Annotated in this window: 17 protein-coding genes; 1 reads left to right on the forward strand and 16 read right to left on the reverse strand. The window is 68.3% G+C overall.

Going from position 1 to position 19,035, the window contains the following annotated elements:
- Positions 1 to 41: 41 nt before the first annotated feature.
- The 3 genes from ACIP5Y_RS29920 to ACIP5Y_RS29930 all read right to left on the reverse strand — a co-directional run bounded on the left by ACIP5Y_RS29920 (position 42) and on the right by ACIP5Y_RS29930 (position 1,968).
- Positions 42 to 902 (reverse strand): alpha/beta fold hydrolase, encoded by an 861-nt coding sequence (locus ACIP5Y_RS29920; protein ID WP_400355067.1) that lies wholly within the window; start codon positions 900 to 902, stop codon positions 42 to 44.
- 51 nt (positions 903 to 953) lie between these two features.
- Positions 954 to 1,529: an acyl transferase gene (locus ACIP5Y_RS29925; RefSeq protein ID WP_400355069.1), complete on the reverse strand. Its 576-nt coding sequence runs from the start codon at positions 1,527 to 1,529 to the stop codon at positions 954 to 956.
- A 97-nt stretch (positions 1,530 to 1,626) separates the two neighbouring features.
- Entirely contained in the window at positions 1,627 to 1,968 is a 342-nt protein-coding gene (locus ACIP5Y_RS29930) for a hypothetical protein (protein ID WP_400355071.1), read from the reverse strand.
- Positions 1,969 to 2,115: 147 nt separating this feature from the next.
- Between ACIP5Y_RS29930 and ACIP5Y_RS29935 the strand changes: the two genes are divergently transcribed.
- Positions 2,116 to 3,264 (forward strand): hypothetical protein, encoded by a 1,149-nt coding sequence (locus ACIP5Y_RS29935; protein WP_400355072.1) that lies wholly within the window; start codon positions 2,116 to 2,118, stop codon positions 3,262 to 3,264.
- Between the two features lie 8 nt (positions 3,265 to 3,272).
- Here the strand turns inward: ACIP5Y_RS29935 and ACIP5Y_RS29940 are convergent, their stop codons facing one another.
- The 13 genes from ACIP5Y_RS29940 to ACIP5Y_RS30000 form a co-directional block, all read right to left on the reverse strand.
- On the reverse strand, positions 3,273 to 5,765 hold the full coding sequence (locus ACIP5Y_RS29940) for a primosomal protein N' (RefSeq protein WP_400355074.1): 2,493 nt from the start codon (positions 5,763 to 5,765) through the stop codon (positions 3,273 to 3,275).
- An 18-nt stretch (positions 5,766 to 5,783) separates the two neighbouring features.
- Positions 5,784 to 6,998, reverse strand: coding sequence for a methionine adenosyltransferase (metK, locus tag ACIP5Y_RS29945; RefSeq protein WP_397001509.1), 1,215 nt, complete (start codon positions 6,996 to 6,998; stop codon positions 5,784 to 5,786).
- A 193-nt stretch (positions 6,999 to 7,191) separates the two neighbouring features.
- Entirely contained in the window at positions 7,192 to 8,439 is a 1,248-nt protein-coding gene (coaBC, locus tag ACIP5Y_RS29950) for a bifunctional phosphopantothenoylcysteine decarboxylase/phosphopantothenate--cysteine ligase CoaBC (RefSeq protein ID WP_400355077.1), read from the reverse strand.
- Positions 8,440 to 8,525: 86 nt separating this feature from the next.
- A complete protein-coding gene (rpoZ, locus tag ACIP5Y_RS29955) occupies positions 8,526 to 8,804 on the reverse strand; it encodes a DNA-directed RNA polymerase subunit omega (protein ID WP_400355079.1) in 279 nt (92 codons plus the stop codon).
- A 95-nt stretch (positions 8,805 to 8,899) separates the two neighbouring features.
- A complete protein-coding gene (gene gmk, locus ACIP5Y_RS29960; RefSeq protein ID WP_400355081.1) occupies positions 8,900 to 9,484 on the reverse strand; it encodes a guanylate kinase in 585 nt (194 codons plus the stop codon).
- 7 nt (positions 9,485 to 9,491) lie between these two features.
- Positions 9,492 to 9,815, reverse strand: a complete 324-nt coding sequence (gene mihF / locus ACIP5Y_RS29965; RefSeq protein ID WP_033086940.1) for an integration host factor, actinobacterial type — start codon at positions 9,813 to 9,815, stop codon at positions 9,492 to 9,494.
- A 615-nt stretch (positions 9,816 to 10,430) separates the two neighbouring features.
- A complete protein-coding gene (locus ACIP5Y_RS29970) occupies positions 10,431 to 11,060 on the reverse strand; it encodes a LysE family translocator (RefSeq protein WP_400355083.1) in 630 nt (209 codons plus the stop codon).
- 42 nt (positions 11,061 to 11,102) lie between these two features.
- On the reverse strand, positions 11,103 to 11,951 hold the full coding sequence (locus ACIP5Y_RS29975) for a patatin-like phospholipase family protein (RefSeq protein ID WP_400355085.1): 849 nt from the start codon (positions 11,949 to 11,951) through the stop codon (positions 11,103 to 11,105).
- Positions 11,952 to 12,115: 164 nt separating this feature from the next.
- Positions 12,116 to 13,102: a patatin-like phospholipase family protein gene (locus ACIP5Y_RS29980; protein WP_400355087.1), complete on the reverse strand. Its 987-nt coding sequence runs from the start codon at positions 13,100 to 13,102 to the stop codon at positions 12,116 to 12,118.
- Between the two features lie 151 nt (positions 13,103 to 13,253).
- On the reverse strand, positions 13,254 to 14,078 hold the full coding sequence (pyrF, locus tag ACIP5Y_RS29985) for an orotidine-5'-phosphate decarboxylase (protein ID WP_400355089.1): 825 nt from the start codon (positions 14,076 to 14,078) through the stop codon (positions 13,254 to 13,256).
- A gap of 5 nt (positions 14,079 to 14,083) precedes the next feature.
- Positions 14,084 to 17,389: a carbamoyl-phosphate synthase large subunit gene (gene carB / locus ACIP5Y_RS29990; RefSeq protein ID WP_400355090.1), complete on the reverse strand. Its 3,306-nt coding sequence runs from the start codon at positions 17,387 to 17,389 to the stop codon at positions 14,084 to 14,086.
- On the reverse strand, positions 17,389 to 18,528 hold the full coding sequence (gene carA, locus ACIP5Y_RS29995) for a glutamine-hydrolyzing carbamoyl-phosphate synthase small subunit (RefSeq protein WP_400355092.1): 1,140 nt from the start codon (positions 18,526 to 18,528) through the stop codon (positions 17,389 to 17,391). The genes carB and carA overlap by 1 nt, the downstream gene beginning before the upstream one ends.
- Positions 18,525 to 19,028, reverse strand: coding sequence for a transporter (locus tag ACIP5Y_RS30000; RefSeq protein WP_400355094.1), 504 nt, complete (start codon positions 19,026 to 19,028; stop codon positions 18,525 to 18,527). Before ACIP5Y_RS30000 ends, carA begins: the two co-directional genes overlap by 4 nt.
- Positions 19,029 to 19,035 lie beyond the last annotated feature (7 nt).

The raw sequence follows: 19,035 nt of genomic DNA on the forward strand, positions 1-19,035 counted from the left end.
CGCACATACCCGGGTCGGCCGTTGCGGGGCCACCGGACGGTTCAGCTCAGAAACTCGGTCAGGGCGGCGGCGACCGCGCCCGGATTCTCCACCTGCGGGTAATGACCCGTCGCCGGTGACTCGTCGAGCACCACCAGCCGCGCGTGCGGCAAGCGCTCACGCAGGCGAGGCAGCACATGCCCGCCGCTGACGGGATCGGCCGGGCCCCAGACGAACAGCAGCGGTCCCGGGTATTGCTCCAGGGCCGACACCCAGCCGTCGCCGAGCGCGCGGCGGTCGTCGATGTAGCGCAGCAGGCGGTGCTGGACGCGCTTACCGCCGTTCATCGTGGTGGACAACCACATATCGTGCAGATCGGCGTCGGAGACCGGCCGGCCGAACACTTCCCGCAATGACTTCCGATACAGCGGCTCGGTGGTGAGGTATTGCGCCACCGCGCCCGCACGGCCGTACAGCAGTTGCTGAGTCCGTATGGGGCGGTGCAGATCCGGGTAGATGCCACCGTTGAGGAAGGCCGCGGCCGTGCAGCGGGCCGAGTCACGGTGCAGCAGTTCCTGCGCGACGGACACACCGTAATCGTGCGCGACCAGCCCCGTACTCCCGATACCCAGCTGCTGCCATAGCTCTTCGACGATCGAGGCCTGCTCGACGATCCGATAGTCGTGACCGGCCGGTTTGTCGCTGGCGCCGAACCCGAGGAAGTCGAGAGTGGTTACCCGGCAACCGGATTCGATCAGGGCCGGGAGAATCGGCGCCCAGTCGTGCGAGGAGGTCGGGAAGCCGTGCAGCAGGGTGACCGGCCGGCCGTCGGCAGGCCCGTCCTGCCGGTGGAAGATCTCGTGCCCACCCAGGCGGGTGCGCGTACCACCGGCAATCCATTCGTCGAGCCGCACGTGTGTCACCCGCTATCCATACCACGGGGCCCGCAACGGGGCCCGCGGGCACGGGCGGGGTCAGTCCCAGACGCCGCTGTCGACGACCCAGATGCCGTGGTCGCCCTGGGTTGCCGGCTGGGTGAGGTGCAGCGATACCTTGGCGCCGTCGGAGCTGGTGACGAAGACGACCATCGGTGCGCCCATACTGGTTTGCACGTTGGTCCAGCCGAATCGGGCCTGTACGAAGGACTTTGCCACTTGGACCTGGTCGAGTCGCCAGGGTTGGTGGCCACTGTCCACGGCGGTTTGCAGGCCGGTGGCTTGCTGCGGCGTGAGGGCTTCACCGGAGAAGGTGGTGCCCGGCGCCGGCGAGACGGGCGAGACCGGCACCAGCGAAGTGGTGACTTCCGGAGGCGTTGTGGTGTCGGAGGGGGTAGCCGTGGTGGGCGCCGGCGCTGTCGGCAGCATCGTGATCTCGCCGGACTGCGTGGTCGGCAGGGTGGTCGGCGACCGGCCGGGCGCCGGCGAGGTGGTCGAGCTCGTGCATCCGGCGATCGCGGCGGCACAGGTCGCGGCGCCGACCGCGGTGATCAGCAGTCGGCGCAGCAGGTGGCGGGACGCCGGTGCGGTGTGGTCGGGCTTGGCGTAAGGCATGGGATTCCCCCGGTCATGTTTCCGATCCCCGACCACGATTCACGACGAACCGTTGTCTTCACTTCGCACCGGCAGCCCGGATCGTTAATGCGCGAGGCTAGTCGGGCACGAGGGCGAAGACCTGCACAACGAATGAACCCCCGCCCGAGCCGGACGGACCAGCGATGTAGAAACCACGGCGGGACAACGACTTCTGCTCGCGCGGGACGGGGGTTTTCGACCCGGACACGATATTCGACAGGACGCGCTGGTCGTAGTTGGCTCGCACATCCGCCATCACGCTGAATCTGATCGCCGCGATATGGGGTTCGGTGCGCCACACGAGCGCCTCGGCGCCCTCCGGGATGGCGGCCAGCGAGAAGTTCGGGCTCGATCGATCCTTCTGCCCCGACCTGGGACGATCATCCGATCGAACCTCGGCGACCAGGACTTCCCGCATCCGCGTACTCCTTCGTGCCCCTGGGGTGTTCCCTGTGTTCGACCCTATCAACCGGGGTCGACGCGCGGCGATTCCGAATTCTCGGCGTCGCTTCGGGTTCCACGATGTCACCGGCCGGATGTCCGATACGCCACCTACGATCGGTAGGTGAGCGCTCGAGGTGAGGGCGAGCCGTGGCGGCTGCTCGATGACATCGACCGGCTCGTCGATGAGACCATGCGGGATGGGGAGCCCCGGTCCGGCTACGACTTCGGCGACCCGGCCTTCCCTGATTGCCCGAATCCGTACTGCGACGAGACCTGGCACGGCTTGGCGATCACCACCCACATGTACCGGATGCGGCTGCGCGGCAATGTCGATCCCGACTACGACCATCGCACCGATGACAGCCCGGTGCTCTGCCCGGGTTCCGGCCACCTCGGCGAATGGGAGGATCCGGGAGTGCTGTGGGCCGAACTCCGGAATCCCCGGGAGGAAGGCGCCCAGGACTGCGACGGTCACGAGGTGGAGCCGGAAGCCGGCGCGGACGCCGAAGCCGACGACCCACGGAAACTTCAGGCCGATGCGATGTGGATGGCGGTCACCCGGCCGGCCACCGTCGTGTGGACGACAACCCTGCTGGTCGCGCTGACGTCGATGTTCCTCACGCCCGTGCACTGGCGCTGGCTCACACCGGCGATCGGCATCGCGGCACTGGTCGCGATCGCCTGGCTGCTGGGTTCCAAACGGCGCCGCTTCCCGCCCGGTTATCTCCGCGAAAGGCTCTGTGCCAGACCGGAAACCCTGTTCGCCCTGGTGCTCATGCCGGTGGCGGGCTGGCTGCCGGCGCTGTGGTGCTGGCGCACTCCGATGCACGCGAGTCGCGATGTCGCCGACGCCTACCGGGTGCTGCTGATCGCCTGTGCGCTGGCGGGTGTGGCACATGCCATCGTGCAGCTGAGCCGCATCCGCCGGGTTCCTCGCGAAATGGTCGACGGGGCAGGCGAAACCGATCTGTCGAAGCACAGCACGAATATGCTTGCGCTCGCGATACTTTGGCTGCTGCTCGCTCTGCCTCTCGTGCTGCTCCTCGGACTGACCTTCGGAAGACTGACTTACCAACCGGATGCGGTGTGGGCCGCGACCGGGGTGCTCGCCGTGACGATGGTCTGCTTCCTGCTGGAAACCGCTGTGCTGGCGCGCATCAACCGCGACAGCAGTGAGACCGTCATCAGCATCCTGCTGTTCTTCGCCGTGAAGGCGCTCCTGTTGTGGTCGCTGCACGTCCTCGGCACCACACATTTCGCCCTGCGGTAGGCGGCCGATCAGCCGATGTCGATGGGGTCGATCTGGACGCGCAGCGGGTCGTCGGACTTGTGGGTGCTGCGGACGGCTTGCGCGGCGGCGAGGGCGCGGGACAGGCCGGCGCCCTGTGACCGGTCCGCCCGCAGGATCATGCGTTCGACCTCGACGGGGGAATCTCCACTGCTGAAAGGTTTTCGGGCGCCGGGGGGCAGTGGGACCGGGCCGAGGACTTCGACCTCGCCGGGAAGCTTTGCCTCGGCGAGCAATTCGGCGATCGAGGTGGTGGTGCCGTCGATGGCGGCGAGGCGGACGGCGGGCGGGAAGCGTACTTCGGTGCGGCCGTCGAGCTCGATTCGCGCATGCCACACCGGATCCCAGCGCAGCAGCGCCTGCACCGTGGGGATGCCCTGATCGGCCATGACGATGACCCGGCCGTCCGGGCGCACCAGTGCCGCCGCCGACATCCAGCGGCGCAGGGCGTCCTCGGCGGCGCGCAGATCGGCGCGGCCGAGCAGCGCCCAGCCGTCCAGCAGCATCGCCACCGCATAGCCGCCCGGCACCGGGGGTTCGGCGCCGATCGTCGAGACGACCACCTGCGGACCCTCGGGGACCGTGTCGAGAATCGCCGACCCACCCGAACCCCGCACCGGCACACCGGGAAACGCGCGCCCCAGCTCCTCGGCGGTACGCGCCGCACCGATCACCACGGCCCGCAGCGCCCGCGAACCACACGTCCCGCACCGGAATGCCGCCTCGGTGATCCCGCACCACCGGCACGCGGGACTGTGCGCCTCTCCCACTCCCCCGGCGGCATGCCCCACGCGGCCGCCCCCGCGCGCGGATCCGTTGTCCGGCAGGGCCAATGGTCCGTTGCAGTGCCGGCAGCGTGCGGGCGTCCGGCATTTGGCGCAGGACAGCGCCGGAATGTATCCCCGCCGCGGCACCTGCACCAGCACCGGTCCGCCGGCCGCCAGCGCCTTCCGCGCCTCCATGAACGCGACCGCCGGAATACGAATGGCCTTCGCGATGGGATCGCGCTCCAGCGCGGCATCCGAATCGCCGGGCGCGGTGATCCGCGGCGTCGCCCTCCGCAACTCCGCCCGATCCGCGAGCAGGTCATGCGCCCAACCGGATTCGACGATCGCCTGCACCTCGGCGGTACGGGAGAATCCGCCCGCAACGAATGCCGCCCCCGTCTCATGCGCCCGCAACATCGCCACCTCCCGCGCATGCGGATACGGCGAGCGCGGCTCGGCGAAGGTGTCGTCCCCGTCATCCCAGATAGCGATGAGCCCCAGATCCCGCACCGGCGTGAAAACAGCACTCCGCGTGCCGACCACCACCCGCGCGGTCCCGCGCAGCGCGGCCAGCCACCGCCGATACCGCGCCGAGGGCCCCAGCCCGGCCGCCAGCCCTACCGCCGAATCCCCCAGCAGCGCAGTACATTCCGCCAGCACCCGATTCAGATCCCGCTGATCCGGCACCATCAGCACCGCGCTGCGCCCACTCCGCACCGTCGAGGCCGCCAGCTCCGCCAACCGCCGCGCCCAATCCTCCCCCGGCAAGGCCTGCCACGCCGCCCGCGGCCCCCGCCCACTCCCCAGCGCGGTCAGAAAGGACCGCCCGTGCGCATACCGATCCCAGCCCGGAAAGTCCTCGGCCGGCGGCGCCGACTCCGCGCGCGAATCGGATTCCGCAGCAACCGAATCGGCCGATTCGCCTGATTCCGAGGCCGCTCCGACCTCATCCAGCGCAGTGGGTTCCGCCGTCGCCGCGAGCATTCCGGTGTCCGCTGCGATCGACGCGGCCACCGAGGCGTGAACATGCGAGGACGAATCCTGCGCCAACCCGGCGAGATCCGCTTCGGCTACGGCAGGACCCGCATTTTCCGTGGGTGCGGCCGCCGACTTGTGGACGGGTGCGGATGAGTCTTCCGGCGAATGGGTCAGATCCGCTCCCGATCGGGCAGGGCCGGCGATTTCCGCCGGTGCAGGGGCGGGCGCGATCAGGTCGAGGTCGAGGTCGACCACGGTAGGTGAGTCGGGCTCGGGCGCAATGGTTTCGGTCGAGGCGCGACCGCGGCGGCGTTTCGGCACGGCGGGTTCGGCGCCTTCGGTTTCGACCTTGGCGTGGCGGGGTGGGATGGCGAGGCGGAGGACGTCGGCTCGGGTGCCGGCGTAGCGGGCTGCTACCGCGGTGACCAGTTTCAGGATTTCGGGAGTGAGGACGCGTTCGCCGGAGACCACTCGCTCCAAGCGGACGAGTTTGCCGGTGTGGTCGGACCTTTCGAGGCGTTCGAGGAGGTAGCCGTCGATGAGGCGGCCGGAGAAGCGGACTCGGACTCGGACGCCGGGTTGGGCGAGGGCGTCCATTTCGGGTGGGACGAGGTAGTCGAAGTCACGGTCCAGGTGGGCGGGTTCGAGCAAGGGCAGGACCCGGGCGATGGGACGTACGACGGCGGGAGCGTCGGGCTCGGAGATCGGATTCTCCGTGCCCGACGCTCCCGTCGTCACGTTGGCTGTGTGGGCCAATTACAGCCCGGCGGCCGCGCGCAGTTTCTCCGCGCGGTCGGTGCGCTCCCAGGGCAGGTCGACGTCGGTGCGGCCGAAGTGGCCGTACGCGGCGGTCGGCGCGTAGATCGGGCGCAGCAGGTCCAGGTCGCGGATGATGGCGCCGGGACGGAGGTCGAAGACCTCGCTGATGGCCGCGGAGATCTTGGCCGGGTCGATCTGCTCGGTGCCGAAGGTCTCGACGAACAGGCCGACGGGGGCCGCCTTGCCGATGGCGTAGGCGACCTGGACCTCGGTGCGTTCGGCCAGACCGGCGGCGACGACGTTCTTGGCGACCCAGCGCATGGCGTAGGCGGCCGAGCGGTCGACCTTCGACGGATCCTTGCCGGAGAAGGCGCCGCCGCCGTGGCGGGCCATGCCGCCGTAGGTGTCGACGATGATCTTGCGTCCGGTCAGGCCGGCGTCACCCATCGGGCCACCCAGAACGAACTTGCCGGTCGGGTTGACCAGCAGGCGCACGTTCGAGATATCGAGGGGGTTCGGCAGTTCCAGCTCCGCCAGCACCGTCTCGACGACCTTCTCGCGGATATCGGGCGCGAGCAGGTTGTCCAGGTCGATGTCCGCGGCGTGCTGGGTGGAGATGACCACGGTGTCGAGCCGCTTGGGGATGGAGCCCTCGTACTCGATGGTGACCTGGGTCTTGCCGTCCGGGCGCAGGTACGGCAGCACGCCGGACTTGCGGACCTCGGTCAGGCGGCGAGACAGCTTGTGCGCCAGCGAGATCGGCAGCGGCATGAGCTCCGGGGTCTCGATGGTCGCGTAGCCGAACATCAGGCCCTGGTCGCCGGCGCCCTGGCGGGCGATCTCGTCGTCCTCACCACCGACGCGGGCCTCGTGCGAGTGATCGACGCCCTGCGCGATATCGGGGGACTGCGCACCGATGGCGACGTTCACGCCACAGGAAGCACCGTCGAAACCCTTTGCCGAGGAGTCGTATCCGATCTCCAGGACCTTCTCGCGGACGATGGTCGGAATGTCGGCGTAGGCCGAAGTGGTGACCTCACCGGCCACATGTACTTGGCCCGTGGTCACCAACGTTTCCACGGCGACACGGCTGCGCGGATCCGCGGCAAGCAACGCATCGAGGATGGAATCGCTGATGGCATCACAGATTTTGTCCGGGTGACCCTCGGTCACGGACTCACTGGTGAATAGGCGGCTGCCAGTCGTGCGCACAGTTGTTCCCTCTCCCTCAACGGGTTTCTCGTAGCGGGCCGCGACAGTAGTTCGTCTCACCACCGCACACAACCCTTTGTCTCAGGTTATGCCAATTCGATCGCCGAGGGACGGGCCCGTCACCACGGCGAACGGATTGTGACTCAGACAGTATCCGCGGGTTGCGGTACGTCTGCCCTGCGGTGCCGAGGCTTCAGCGGAGCAAGGGTCCGAGTGCATCGAGCACCCGGCTGGCCAGCAGTGCCTTGGACCCATGGTCCAAGGCGATCTCGGTACCGTCGGCACCGAGCAGCCAACCATCATTATGGTCCACCTCGAAGGCTTTGCCTTCTCCAACGGCGTTGACCACCAAGAGATCGCAGCCCTTGCGGGCCAGTTTCGCGCGAGCATGGGTGAGCACGTCGGCGTGCTCGTCACCGGTCTCGGCGGCGAAGCCGACGATCGCGGTGCCCGGTAGCTGACCGTCGCGGCGGGCCTGGACCAGGCCGGCGAGGATGTCCGGGGTCTTGGCGAGATCGATCGAATTCGGCTCGTCCGCACCCTTTTTGATCTTCGCCGCGGCCACGTTCACCGGCCGGAAGTCGGCCACCGCCGCGGCCATGATGACCGCGTCCGAGCCCAGCGCGTGCTTGTCCACCGCGACCTTCAACTGCTCGGCGGTGGTCACGTGCACGACCTCGACGGCGGCCGGCGGTTCCAGCCCGATGGTATTGCCCGCGATCAGCGTTACCTGTGCGCCACGCTGTGCGGCGAGTCGCGCCAGCGCGTAGCCCTGCTTGCCGGAACTCCGATTACCCAGGAAGCGAACGGGATCCAGCGGTTCGCGGGTGCCGCCCGCGGACACCACGACGCGGCGACCCTCGAGGTCGCGCGGGATGGCGTCGGCGCGTTCCAGCAACAGCGTCGCCAGCCCGAAGATCTCCTCGGGCTCGGGCAGCCGGCCCGCACCGGTGTCGGCGCCCGTGAGGCGGCCGTGCGCGGGTTCCATGACGATCGCGCCGCGCTCGCGCAGCGTCGCGACGTTCGCGCGCGTCGCCGGGTGCTCCCACATTTCGGTGTGCATGGCGGGCGCGATCAGCACGGGACATCGCGCGGTGAGAAGAGTGGCGGTGAGGAGATCGTCCGCGCGGCCCTGCGCGGCGCGGGCCATGAGGTCCGCGGTGGCGGGCGCGATGACGATCAGCTCGGCCTCCTGGCCGAGACGCACATGCGGCACCTCGGGCACGTCGGCGAACACACCGGTATTCACCGGGTTGCCGGACAGCGCCTCGAAGGTGGCCTTACCGATGAACTGCAATGCAGCCTCGGTAGGAATGACGCGAACCTCGTGCCCGGTTTCGGTGAACCGGCGCACGAGGTTGCATGCCTTGTATGCGGCGATGCCGCCGCCTACTCCGACGACGACCCGGGTCACCGCTCGCCCCAGACGTTGGTCGCGCATCCATGCGCGATAGGAGTGATCACTACGCCTCCAGCGCCGTCGTTACGTTGTAGCCGAGAAAGCTTGGCCTCGAACGAGATTCGAGACTACTCGCCCTCGGTGTGCTCCAGCAGATCGGCGTGGATCTCGCGCATGGCCACCGACAGCGGCTTCTCCTGCAGACCCGGCTCGACCAGCGGGCCGACGTATTCGAGAATGCCGTCGCCGAGCTGGTTGTAGTAGTCGTTGATCTGCCGGGCCCGCTTGGCTGCGTAGATGACCAGCGCGTACTTGGACGAGGTCCGTTCCAGCAGTTCGTCGATCGGCGGGTTGGTGAGGCCGACCGGAGTGTCGTAGGCGGGAACGGTCTTGATGTCCGTACTCACTAGGAAGGCTCCTGCGGGGTTGTTCGGAAGGGGATGCGGACCGGTTCGGAGCCCTGTCTGATCGATCGAGACAGCGACGAACCGGTGTTCCGGGGTCAGGACCCCGAATTTGTGCTAACGAACAACGATACCAACTGCTCGCAGGCGCTGGTCACGTGGTCGTTCACTATGACGATGTCGAACTCGTCACATGCCGCCAATTCGGTCCGCGCGGTCTGCAGCCTACGCTCGATGACCTCGGGCGATTCGGTGCCGCGCGACGTGAGCCGCGAAACCAGCTCATCCCAGCTGGGTGGGGCCAGGAAGACCAGTTTGGCTCCCGGCATGGCTTTGCGGATGGAGCGCGCTCCGGCCAGATCCACCTCGATCAAGACGTGGTGTCCGGTTGCGAGCGCCTCCCGCACGGGTGCGGCCGGGGTGCCCGACCGCTGCAGTCCACCGTGAATGTCGGCCCACTCCAGAAGTTCGCCCGCCTCGATCATGGCGTCGAACTTGTCGCGAGTGACGAACCGGTAGTCCTGACCGTCGACCTCCCCGGGCCGCGGAGCCCGGGTGGTGGCCGACACACTGAAATGCAGTTCGGGTAGTCGTTCGCGCACGCAGCGCACGACAGTGGACTTTCCGACGGCCGAGGGGCCGACCAGTACTACCAGTCGACCCTTCCGAGTGTGTTCGACCACCCTCGGATTATTCGGCGCTGAAGTCGAACCGGGCCAGCAGCGCCTTACGCTGCCGGTCGCCCAGTCCGCGCAGCCGGCGGGTGGGAGCGATTTCCAGTTCGCTCATGATTTCTGCCGCCTTGACCTTGCCAACCTTCGGCAGGGCCTCGAGCAGAGCCGAAACCTTCATCTTGCCGAGCACTTCGTCCTTCTCGGCATCGGCCAGGACCGTCTTCAGATCGGTACCGCCACGCTTCAAGCGCTCCTTGAGCTCCGCCCGAGCGCGGCGAGCGGCAGCCGCCTTCTCCAAAGCAGCGGCGCGCTGCTCGTCAGTCAGCTGGGGAAGGGCCACGGTTCCTCCGTCTCATCGTTCATTGCCAGATCTCCCGCCGGTAACCCGGCGGTCTCAGCGACCGTACCCACGACGCTTGGCGATTGCGAACCCACCCCCCAGGTCAGCGCCTGATTCGGTGCGCAACCGGGCCGGATGGGCGGCGTCACGGGTGCTCGCCGACCGGTCGTGGCGATCCTCTTGCCACGGCCCCGAATATCCTTGCAGCCAGGGGTTTTTCGACCCTCCACCGGGGGGCCCGAAGGGCCGGACTGGCCCCGTCGAAAACCGTGACCGAGCTGTAATCTCGCGACCTGGAAGTTCTTCGGATTTCTCGGCGTGTCGTTCGAATCGGTACCGCGTGTCGCGCATCACCCGGGTCGGTGGGCGGAGTTGTGAAGCACACATTTCCGACATTGCTTCGATGCAGGTAGGACAGGTTCCTCCGGGCGTCAGCAGGCCCGGATCACGGCCGCGACGGCCCGTTCGGGGCCCTGGGACGCCCGCTGACGGGCTAAACCTGCGGGGCGCGACTCCGTGCGCCATCCCGCGGCCGCGAGACGTGAGACGGGCGACCAGGACAAGCGTTCGATCGGACCCCGAACACCGAGGTGAACAACGCCACACCGCGACGAATCAGTTGCTTTCGACCGCGATCCGGATGCCCAGGCCGACCATGAACGTGCCCATGGCGGCATCCAGCAGACGCCGCACCCGGCGGCGAGTGAACACGTGCCGCAGCGCGCCGACACCGAAAGCGAGCGTGGTGAACCAGGCCAGGTTCGCGACCGTGCAGACCACCGCGAGTTCGAGGGTGCCCAGCGCCGACGGATCGTGCGGCAGGAACTGCGGGACAAGGGCGATGAAGAACACCGCGCACTTCGGATTCAGCAGATTCGTCAGCAGCCCCTGCCGGAACGCCACGAAGGACCCGCGCTGCTTCGCCGCCGCCTCGGATTCCGGCCGGTAATCACCGCGCCGCGCGGCCAGCAATGCGCGAATACCGATGTACGCCAGGTAGATCGCGCCGACCAGCTTCACCACGGTGTACGCCTCCGCGGACGCCGCGAGCAGCCCCGCGATACCGATGGCGGTGACCAGCGCCCACACGAAAACGCCCACGGCGATCCCGGCCGCACAGCCGACACCCGACCGGCGCCCGGACACCACCGAATTCCGTAGTACGACAAGAAAATCCGGCCCGGGTGACATGGAGCCGAGTACGATCACCCCGGCCAGCGTGAGAATCTCTGCGGTCGACAGCACCCGGTCATCCTACGACCCGGGTACGACACCGCCCGGACTCGTTCAGGCGGTAGGCCACACATCCTTCAGCCGCACGGCAGCCTCGCCACCCTGCCGCACGCCCTCGCGGAACGCCGGTTCCCGGGCGGCCGGATCGAACAGGTTCGAGCCGATCGCGGCGATGGCGGCCGCATCCGGCGCGATGGACTGCGTTGCGGCGCCGCCCAATTCACTGTCGCTCGGGCTGCGCGGGAAAAGATGCGCGAGCGGCTCGATGATCAGCACGAACTCCGCACCCGCGGCCAGATCCGCATTGACCGGCGAGTACAGCCCGCCGTCGATGTAGACGGTCCCGCCGATCGGAATCGGCGGGAAGACCCCGGGTACCGAGGTACTCGACGCCACCGCCTCGGCGAGCGTGGCCTTGCCGCCGGGCGTCCACACCTGCCGGCGCCCGGTGGTCACATCGACCGCGGTGACGAGCAGTTCACGCTCCGGCCAGGCCTCGGCCCCGATGAGATTCGCCATGCGAGCGACATGTTCGGCGGGATCTCCCGCACCCGCCGCCAGCGCGCGTTCACCTACCCGCCGCCGGAACTCGTCGGGCTCCAGCCCCAATGCGAAGAGCTCCCCCAGGATCTCGGTGAGCCCGTTCGGATTCACCCGCAGCTCCCCGGAAACACCCGGCCGCTCAGGCGGGTTCAGCAACCGCTCCGGATCCAGTCCCCCGGTGATCACGGCCGCCGTGATCGCACCCGCCGACGTCCCGACGATCCGATCGGCCAGCGTCGCGTCGATCCCGGCCGCACTCAGCCCGGTGACAACCCCGGCCATCCAGGTCAGCCCGACGGCCCCACCACCCCCGAGCACGAGAGCATTCCGAAATCCATTGGGCGGCACCGCGGCAGACATACCGCCACTCTAGACGAGCAATTGGAGTCTCATTCTCCAGTTCACCGGCACCACAGGACCGCCTCGACGGACCTCCGCCGCCTGAGCCGGGTTACGCCCATCCGGCGGTCGGTCAGAACGTTGCGGCCATACCCGATTCGCGGCAATCGCGGCCGCTCGAGAGGTCAGCGGGAGGCCGGCCAGACGTCGCGGAGGCGGGTCGATGCCTCGGCGGCCTGTCGCAGGCCGGCTTCGAAGGCGGGGCGGAGGGCGGCGGGGTCGAAGAGGTTCGAGCCGAAGGCGGTGATGGCCGGGGTGTCGGCGGTGATGGATATCGTTGGGGCACCGGCGAGTTCGCGGTCGGTGGCGGCGCGGCGGAAGACGTGGGCGAAGGGTTCGAGGATGACGATCAGGGGGGCGCCCGCGGCCAGGTCGGCGTTGATCGGGGAACGGAGGCCGCCGTCGAGGAAGTGGCTGCCGTCGATGGGGATGGCGGGGAAGACGCCGGGGATGGCGCTGCTGGCGGCTATGGCTTCGGGCAGAGTGGCTTTGCCGTCGCGGGTCCAGGTGCGGAGTTCGCCGGTGGTGGCGTCGACCGCGGTGATGAGAAGGTCGTGGTCGGGCCAGTCGGTGATGCCTACCAGTTGGCTCATGCGGGCGATGTGGTCTGCCGGGTCGCCGAGGTCGAGTTCGAGTGCCTGCGCACCGATCCGGCGGCGGCGCTCCAGGGGATCAGTTTCTGCTGCGTTCAGCTGGAGAGAATCCGTGGGGCTCGACTGGGCATCGGCAGGGTTCGACGTAGCGCCGGGCCGAATCGGCTCGACAGCACTGGGCGGCGTCGACTCGGGGGCATTGGACGGGCCAGGCCCAGCAGCGCTGGACGGGATCGGCTCGGCGGCACCGGGTCGCGTCGGGTCGTGGGACGGCGTGGATGATGCGGGTGGCTCGGCAGGGAGGCTTGCGAGGAGGGCTGCCAGGTCTACGCCGCCGGCCAGGTTCGCGCCGAGCACAGCGCCGGCCGAGGTGCCGACTATGCGGCGGGCCAGGGAGAGATCGATTCCGGTCTGGCGCAAGCCGAGTGTGAGGCCGAACAGCCACATCACGCCTGCGGCGCCACCTCCGCCGAGAACCAGTGCGGGGCGGGAGTTATCGGACGGCAAGGCGGGAGGCATGATCTCAACCTACCGGAGGGAGTGGGCCAAAAACCGCCTCTGAGCTGGGCATATCGTGTCCGATCCGAGCAGGATCGTGTCACTGCACGGAATGATCGGCCCGGCGTCACGTGGCGTTGCGTGACGCCGGGCCGACCTACCGTCGAGCGGATCAGCCTTGCAGGAAGGCGAATTCCGCCGCCAGCTCCGCGACCTTGGCCTTCAGAGCCGGTACCGAGGGTCCCGCTCGGAGTACTTCACGGGAGACGTTCGGCAGCACCGCGCCGAGGTCGCTGTCCGGCACCAGGTTCCGGATGGAGTCCGCTCCCCCGCCCTGCGCGCCCACGCCGGGCATGAGGATGGGCCCGTTGAGCTTGCTCAGGTCGGGCGCCTCGGTGAGAGTGGCGCCGACCACGACGCCGACGGAACCGAAGTCGGTGCCCGCGTTCAGGGCTGCCGCGTCATCGACCATGCGCTGGGCGATGGTGCGGCCGTCGGCGCCGGTAATGCGCTGCAGTTCGGCGCCTTCCGGGTTCGAGGTGGCCGCGAGCACGAACACGCCGCGGTCGTTGGCCCGCGCCAGCTCCAGCGCCGGGGCGAGCGAACCGAATCCGAGATACGGGGAGACGGTGACCGCGTCGGCGCCGAGCGGGCCGTCACCGAGCCAGGCGTGCGCGTAGGCGTCCATGGTGGAGCCGATATCGCCGCGTTTGGCGTCGGCGACCACCAGGGTGCCCGCCGCCCGCAACGCGGCAATCGTCTCCTCCAGCACCATGATTCCGGCGGAACCATAGGTTTCGAAGAACGCGACCTGCGGTTTGACCAGCGCGACCCGGCCCGCGAAGGCCCGCACGCAGGCATCCGCGAACTTGGCCACTCCGGCCGCGTCCTCGCTCAGGCCCCAGGCCCGCAGCAGCGGCGGGTGCGGGTCGATGCCCACGCACAGTGGACCGTGCTCGCGCATCGCATCCCGCAGCCGCACACCGAATGTCGTCATCGGGCTCAGCCCCGCAGGGTGGCGTGGAGTTCCTGCAGGGACCGCACCCCGATGCCGCCGTTGATGGTGGCCTCGATGCCCTGCACGGCCGCGGCCGCGCCTTGCACGGTGGTGATGCACGGGATGTTCGCGCTCACCGCGGCGGTGCGGATCTCGTAACCGTCCACGCGCGGACCGTTGTTGCCGTACGGGGTGTTGAAGACGATGTCGACCTCGCCGTCCTTGATCATGTCCACGATGCTGGGCTGATCGGTCGCCTCGTCGGAGTGCTTGCGCACCTGCTCGCACGGAATTCCGTTGCGGCGCAGCATTTCCGCGGTGCCCTCGGTGGCCAGGATGCGGAAGCCGAGATCGTGCAGGCGCTTCACCGGGAAGACCATGGCGCGCTTGTCGCGGTTGGCGATCGAGACGAAGGCGGCGCCCTCGGTCGGCAGCGAACCGTAGGAAGCGGTCTGGCTCTTGGCGAACGCGGTGCCGAAGTCGGCGTCGATGCCCATGACCTCGCCGGTGGACTTCATCTCCGGCGAGAGCAGCGAGTCGATGCCGCTGCCGTCGGGCCGCTTGAAGCGGTGGAACGGCAGCACGGCCTCCTTGACCGCGACCGGGGCGTCCATCGGCACGGTGCCGCCGTCGCCCTCGGCCGGCAGCAGGCCCTCCTTGCGGAGTTCGGCGATGGTGGCGCCCAGCGCGATTCGCGCCGCGGCCTTGGCCAGCGGCACGGCGGTGGCCTTGGACACGAACGGCACCGTGCGGCTGGCGCGCGGGTTGGCCTCGAGGACGTAGAGCACATCGTCCTTGAGCGCGTACTGCACGTTCAGCAGGCCCTTGACGCCGATGCCCTTGGCGAGCGCGGTGGTGGAGCGGCGCACGGCCTCGATATCGCTGCGGCCCAGGGTGATCGGGGGCAGGGCGCACGCCGAGTCGCCGGAGTGGATACCGGCCTCCTCGATGTGTTCCATGACGCCGCCCAGGTACACCTCGTCGCCGTCGCACAGGGCGTCGACGTCGATCTCGATGGCGTCTTCCAGGAACCGGTCGATGAGCACCGGGCGATCCGGGCTGATATCGGTGGCGCGGGAGATGTAGCCCTCGAGGGTCTGCTCGTCGTAGACGATCTCCATGCCGCGCCCGCCCAGCACGTAGGACGGGCGCACCAGCACCGGGTAGCCGATCTCGGCGGCGATCTTCTTGGCCGCCGGGAAGGTGGTGGCGGTGCCGTACTTCGGCGCCGGCAGACCCGCCGCGACAAGCACATCGCCGAACTCGGCGCGGTCCTCGGCCAGGTCGATGGCCGCGGCCGAGGTGCCGACCACGGGCACGCCCGCATCGGTCAGCTTCTGCGCCAGGCCCAGCGGGGTCTGGCCGCCGAGCTGGCAGATGACGCCGACGACGGTGCCGGATTCGGTCTCCGCGTGGTAAACCTCGAGCACGTCCTCGAAGGTGAGCGGCTCGAAGTAGAGGCGATCGGCGGTGTCGTAGTCGGTGGAGACGGTCTCGGGGTTGCAGTTGACCATGACGGTCTCGTAGCCCGCGTCCGAAAGCGTCTGCGCCGCATGCACGCACGAGTAGTCGAATTCGATGCCCTGGCCGATGCGGTTCGGGCCCGAACCCAGGATGAGCACCTTCTCGCGCTCACGCTGCGGGGCAACCTCGGATTCGGCGGCGGGATCCAGCTCGTAGGCCGAGTAGTGGTACGGGGTCTTGGCCTCGAACTCGGCGGCACAGGTGTCGACGGTCTTGAACACCGGGCGGATCTGCAGCCGGTGGCGCAGCGCGCGCACGCCGTCCTCGCCCGCGAGTTCCGGTCGCAGCGCGGCGATCTGGCGATCGGAGAGACCGTAGTGCTTGGCGGTGCGCAGCAGCGGCTCGTCCAGCACGGCGGCGTCCAGGATCTCCTGACGCAGGTCCACCAGGGCGGCGACCTCGGCCACGAACCAGGGGTCGATGCCCGAGGCCTTGGCGGTGTCCTCGACGCTCGCGCCCAAGCGCAGCGCGCGCTCCACCTGGTAGATGCGCCCCTCGGTCGGGGTGCGCAGATCCTCGAGGATCGCCTCGACATCGGTCCAGTCGCCGTCGGGCTGGGTCCAGAAGCCGGTGGCCTTGGTCTCGAGCGAGCGCAGCACCTTACCGAGGGCCTCGGAGAAGTTGCGGCCCATGGACATTGCCTCGCCGACCGACTTCATGGTGGTGGTCAGCGTCGGGTCGGCGCCCGGGAACTTCTCGAACGCGAACCGCGGGGCCTTGACGACCACGTAGTCCAGGGTCGGCTCGAAGCAGGCCGGGGTTTCCTTGGTGATGTCATTGACGATCTCGTCCAAGGTGTAGCCGATGGCCAGCTTGGCGGCGATCTTCGCGATCGGGAAACCCGTTGCCTTGGAAGCCAAGGCGGACGAGCGCGAGACGCGCGGGTTCATCTCGATGACGATGAGGCGGCCGTCGGCCGGGTCCACCGCGAACTGGATATTGCAGCCGCCGGTGTCGACGCCGACCTCGCGCAGGATGGCGATGCCGAGATCGCGCATCTTCTGGTATTCGCGGTCGGTGAGGGTCATGGCCGGGGCGACGGTGACCGAGTCTCCGGTGTGCACGCCCATCGGGTCCACGTTCTCGATCGAGCAGACGATGACCACATTGTCATTGCGGTCGCGCATGAGCTCGAGCTCGAATTCCTTCCAGCCCAGGATGGATTCCTCGATGAGCACGTTCGCGGTGGGCGAGGCGGCCAGGCCGCCGCCGGCGATGCGATCGAGATCCTCGTCGTTGTAGGCCATGCCCGAGCCCAGGCCACCCATCGTGAAGGACGGGCGCACGACGACCGGGAAACCCAGCTCCGCAACGGTTTCGTGCACCTCGGCCATGGTGTAGCAGACCTTGGAGCGGGCGCTCTCGCCGCCGACCTTGGCGACGATGTCCTTGAACTTCTGGCGATCCTCACCGCGCTGGATGGCCTCGAAATCCGCGCCGATCAGCTCGACGTTGTACTTCTCCAGAATGCCGTTCTCATGCAGGGCGACAGCGCAATTGAGCGCGGTCTGACCGCCCAGCGTCGCGAGAATCGCGTCCGGGCGCTCCTTGGCGATGACCTTCTCGACGAATTCCCAGGTGATCGGCTCGACATAGGTCGAGTCCGCGAACTCCGGGTCGGTCATGATGGTCGCCGGGTTGGAGTTCACCAGCGACACGCGCAGGCCCTCGGACCGCAGGACGCGACACGCCTGGGTTCCCGAGTAGTCGAACTCGCAAGCCTGGCCGATGACGATCGGGCCCGAGCCGATCACCAGGATGTGGTTCAGATCGGTGCGGCGTGGCATCAGGCTCCTTCCATCAGCATGGCGAAACGGTCGAACAGGTAGGCGGCGTCGTGGGGACCGGCCGCCGCCTCGGGGTGGTACTGCACGGAGAAGGCGCGGCCGTTCACCAGCTGCACGCCTTCGACGACACCGTCATTGGCGCAGATATGGGAGACCTCGGCCTTGCCGAACGGGGTATCGAAGACCTCGCCGCGCTCACCCTCCAGGGCGAACCCGTGGTTCTGCGCGGTGATCGAGATGCGGCCCGAATGATGCTCGATCACCGGCACATTGATGCCGCGGTGGCCGAACTTCATCTTGTAGGTGTTGCGGCCCAGCGCCCGGCCCAGGATCTGGTTGCCGAAGCAGATGCCGAACAGCGGGATGTTCTCCTGCAGCACACCCTGGGTGAGCGCGACCGCGCCGTCCGCGGTGGCCGGGTCGCCCGGGCCGTTGGACAGGAACACGCCGTCCGGGTTCAGTTCCTTGATCTGGTCCAGAGTCACATTCGAGGGCACCACGTGCACCCGCATACCGCGCTGCGCGAACATGCGCGGGGTGTTGGACTTGATGCCGAGATCGACTGCGACAACGGTGAATCGGTGCTCGGTGTCCGGTTCGATGGTGTACATCTCATCGGTCGAGACCTCACCGGCCAGGTCGGCGCCCAGCATGGAGGGCTGGCCGGTGACGCGCGCGAGGAGTTCCTCGTAGTCGGCGAGTTCCGCACCGGAGAAGATGCCGGCCTTCATCGAGCCGCGAGTGCGCAGGTGCCGTACCAGCGCGCGGGTGTCGATGCCCGCGATGCCGACGATGCTCTGCTTCTCCAGCTCCGACTGCAGGCTGCGGTTGGCGCGCCAGTTGGAGACGCGTCGCGAAGGGTCGCGCACGGCGTAACCGGCCACCCAGATGCGGGAGGACTCGTCGTCCTCGTCGTTCCAGCCCGTATTGCCGATCTGCGGGGCGGTGGCCACCACGATCTGCCGGTCGTAGCTGGGGTCGGTGAGGGTCTCCTGATAGCCCGTCATCGCGGTGCAGAACACCGCCTCACCCAGAGTCTGTCCTTCGGCGCCGAAGGTCGTCCCGCGGAACACGCGGCCGTCCTCGAGCACCATCACGGCGTCTTTGCCCCCTGGCCCGCCCTGATTACCGCTGCTCATGCCTCGTCTCCCGTCTTCGTCGTCTGTGTGCCGGTCCACGCCGGATACACCGCCTTGTCGTCCCCCCGGAAACCGGTATCCACCTCGGTTCCGGTCGGCAGTGTCCAGCGAATTACCAGCACTCCATCCTGTGTCATCACTTTGCCCGCATGCCCACGCTCGGTGCGGACCGCGGTAATGGATTCCTGCGGAATCCAGATCGTGCCCGCGCCGGACCGCTCCAGCAGGATGCCCCGCTCGAACCGGGTCATTTCGGCAGTGGCGCGGAAACCCAAGTCGCCCACCGTGACTCGCTGAATCCAGCTGGGCGCCAAGGTGCTACCGAGGTACATACCGGTGGTCGGCTCCAGCAACTGGGCCCCGCAATCGGCGGGCACAGCGGGCAGATCACCGATCGCGCCCGCTTGCTTCTTCGCTCGCTTCGTCCAGGCCCGGTACATGAGCCACAGGCACAAGGCGAACAGCACCACCAGCAGCAGCACTTGCAGCGTTCGCTCCATTACGGTC

The organism is Nocardia sp. NPDC088792 (genome assembly GCF_044750615.1).
Classification (GTDB): domain Bacteria; phylum Actinomycetota; class Actinomycetes; order Mycobacteriales; family Mycobacteriaceae; genus Nocardia.

Bases quoted from the DNA above. Each gene is read 5' to 3' on its own strand.
- ACIP5Y_RS29925 (WP_400355069.1), bottom strand. From the start codon at position 1,529: ATGCCTTACGCCAAGCCCGACCACACCGCACCGGCGTCCCGCCACCTG.
- ACIP5Y_RS30000 (WP_400355094.1), bottom strand. From the start codon at position 19,028: ATGGAGCGAACGCTGCAAGTGCTGCTGCTGGTGGTGCTGTTCGCCTTG.
- carB (WP_400355090.1), bottom strand. From the start codon at position 17,389: ATGCCACGCCGCACCGATCTGAACCACATCCTGGTGATCGGCTCGGGC.
- coaBC (WP_400355077.1), bottom strand. From the start codon at position 8,439: ATGCGCGACCAACGTCTGGGGCGAGCGGTGACCCGGGTCGTCGTCGGA.
- carA (WP_400355092.1), bottom strand. From the start codon at position 18,528: ATGAGCAGCGGTAATCAGGGCGGGCCAGGGGGCAAAGACGCCGTGATG.
- ACIP5Y_RS29930 (WP_400355071.1), bottom strand. From the start codon at position 1,968: ATGCGGGAAGTCCTGGTCGCCGAGGTTCGATCGGATGATCGTCCCAGG.
- pyrF (WP_400355089.1), bottom strand. From the start codon at position 14,078: ATGACGACATTCGGTGTGCGGCTGCGGGATGCGATGCGCGAGCACGGT.
- ACIP5Y_RS29975 (WP_400355085.1), bottom strand. From the start codon at position 11,951: ATGTCTGCCGCGGTGCCGCCCAATGGATTTCGGAATGCTCTCGTGCTC.
- ACIP5Y_RS29980 (WP_400355087.1), bottom strand. From the start codon at position 13,102: ATGCCTCCCGCCTTGCCGTCCGATAACTCCCGCCCCGCACTGGTTCTC.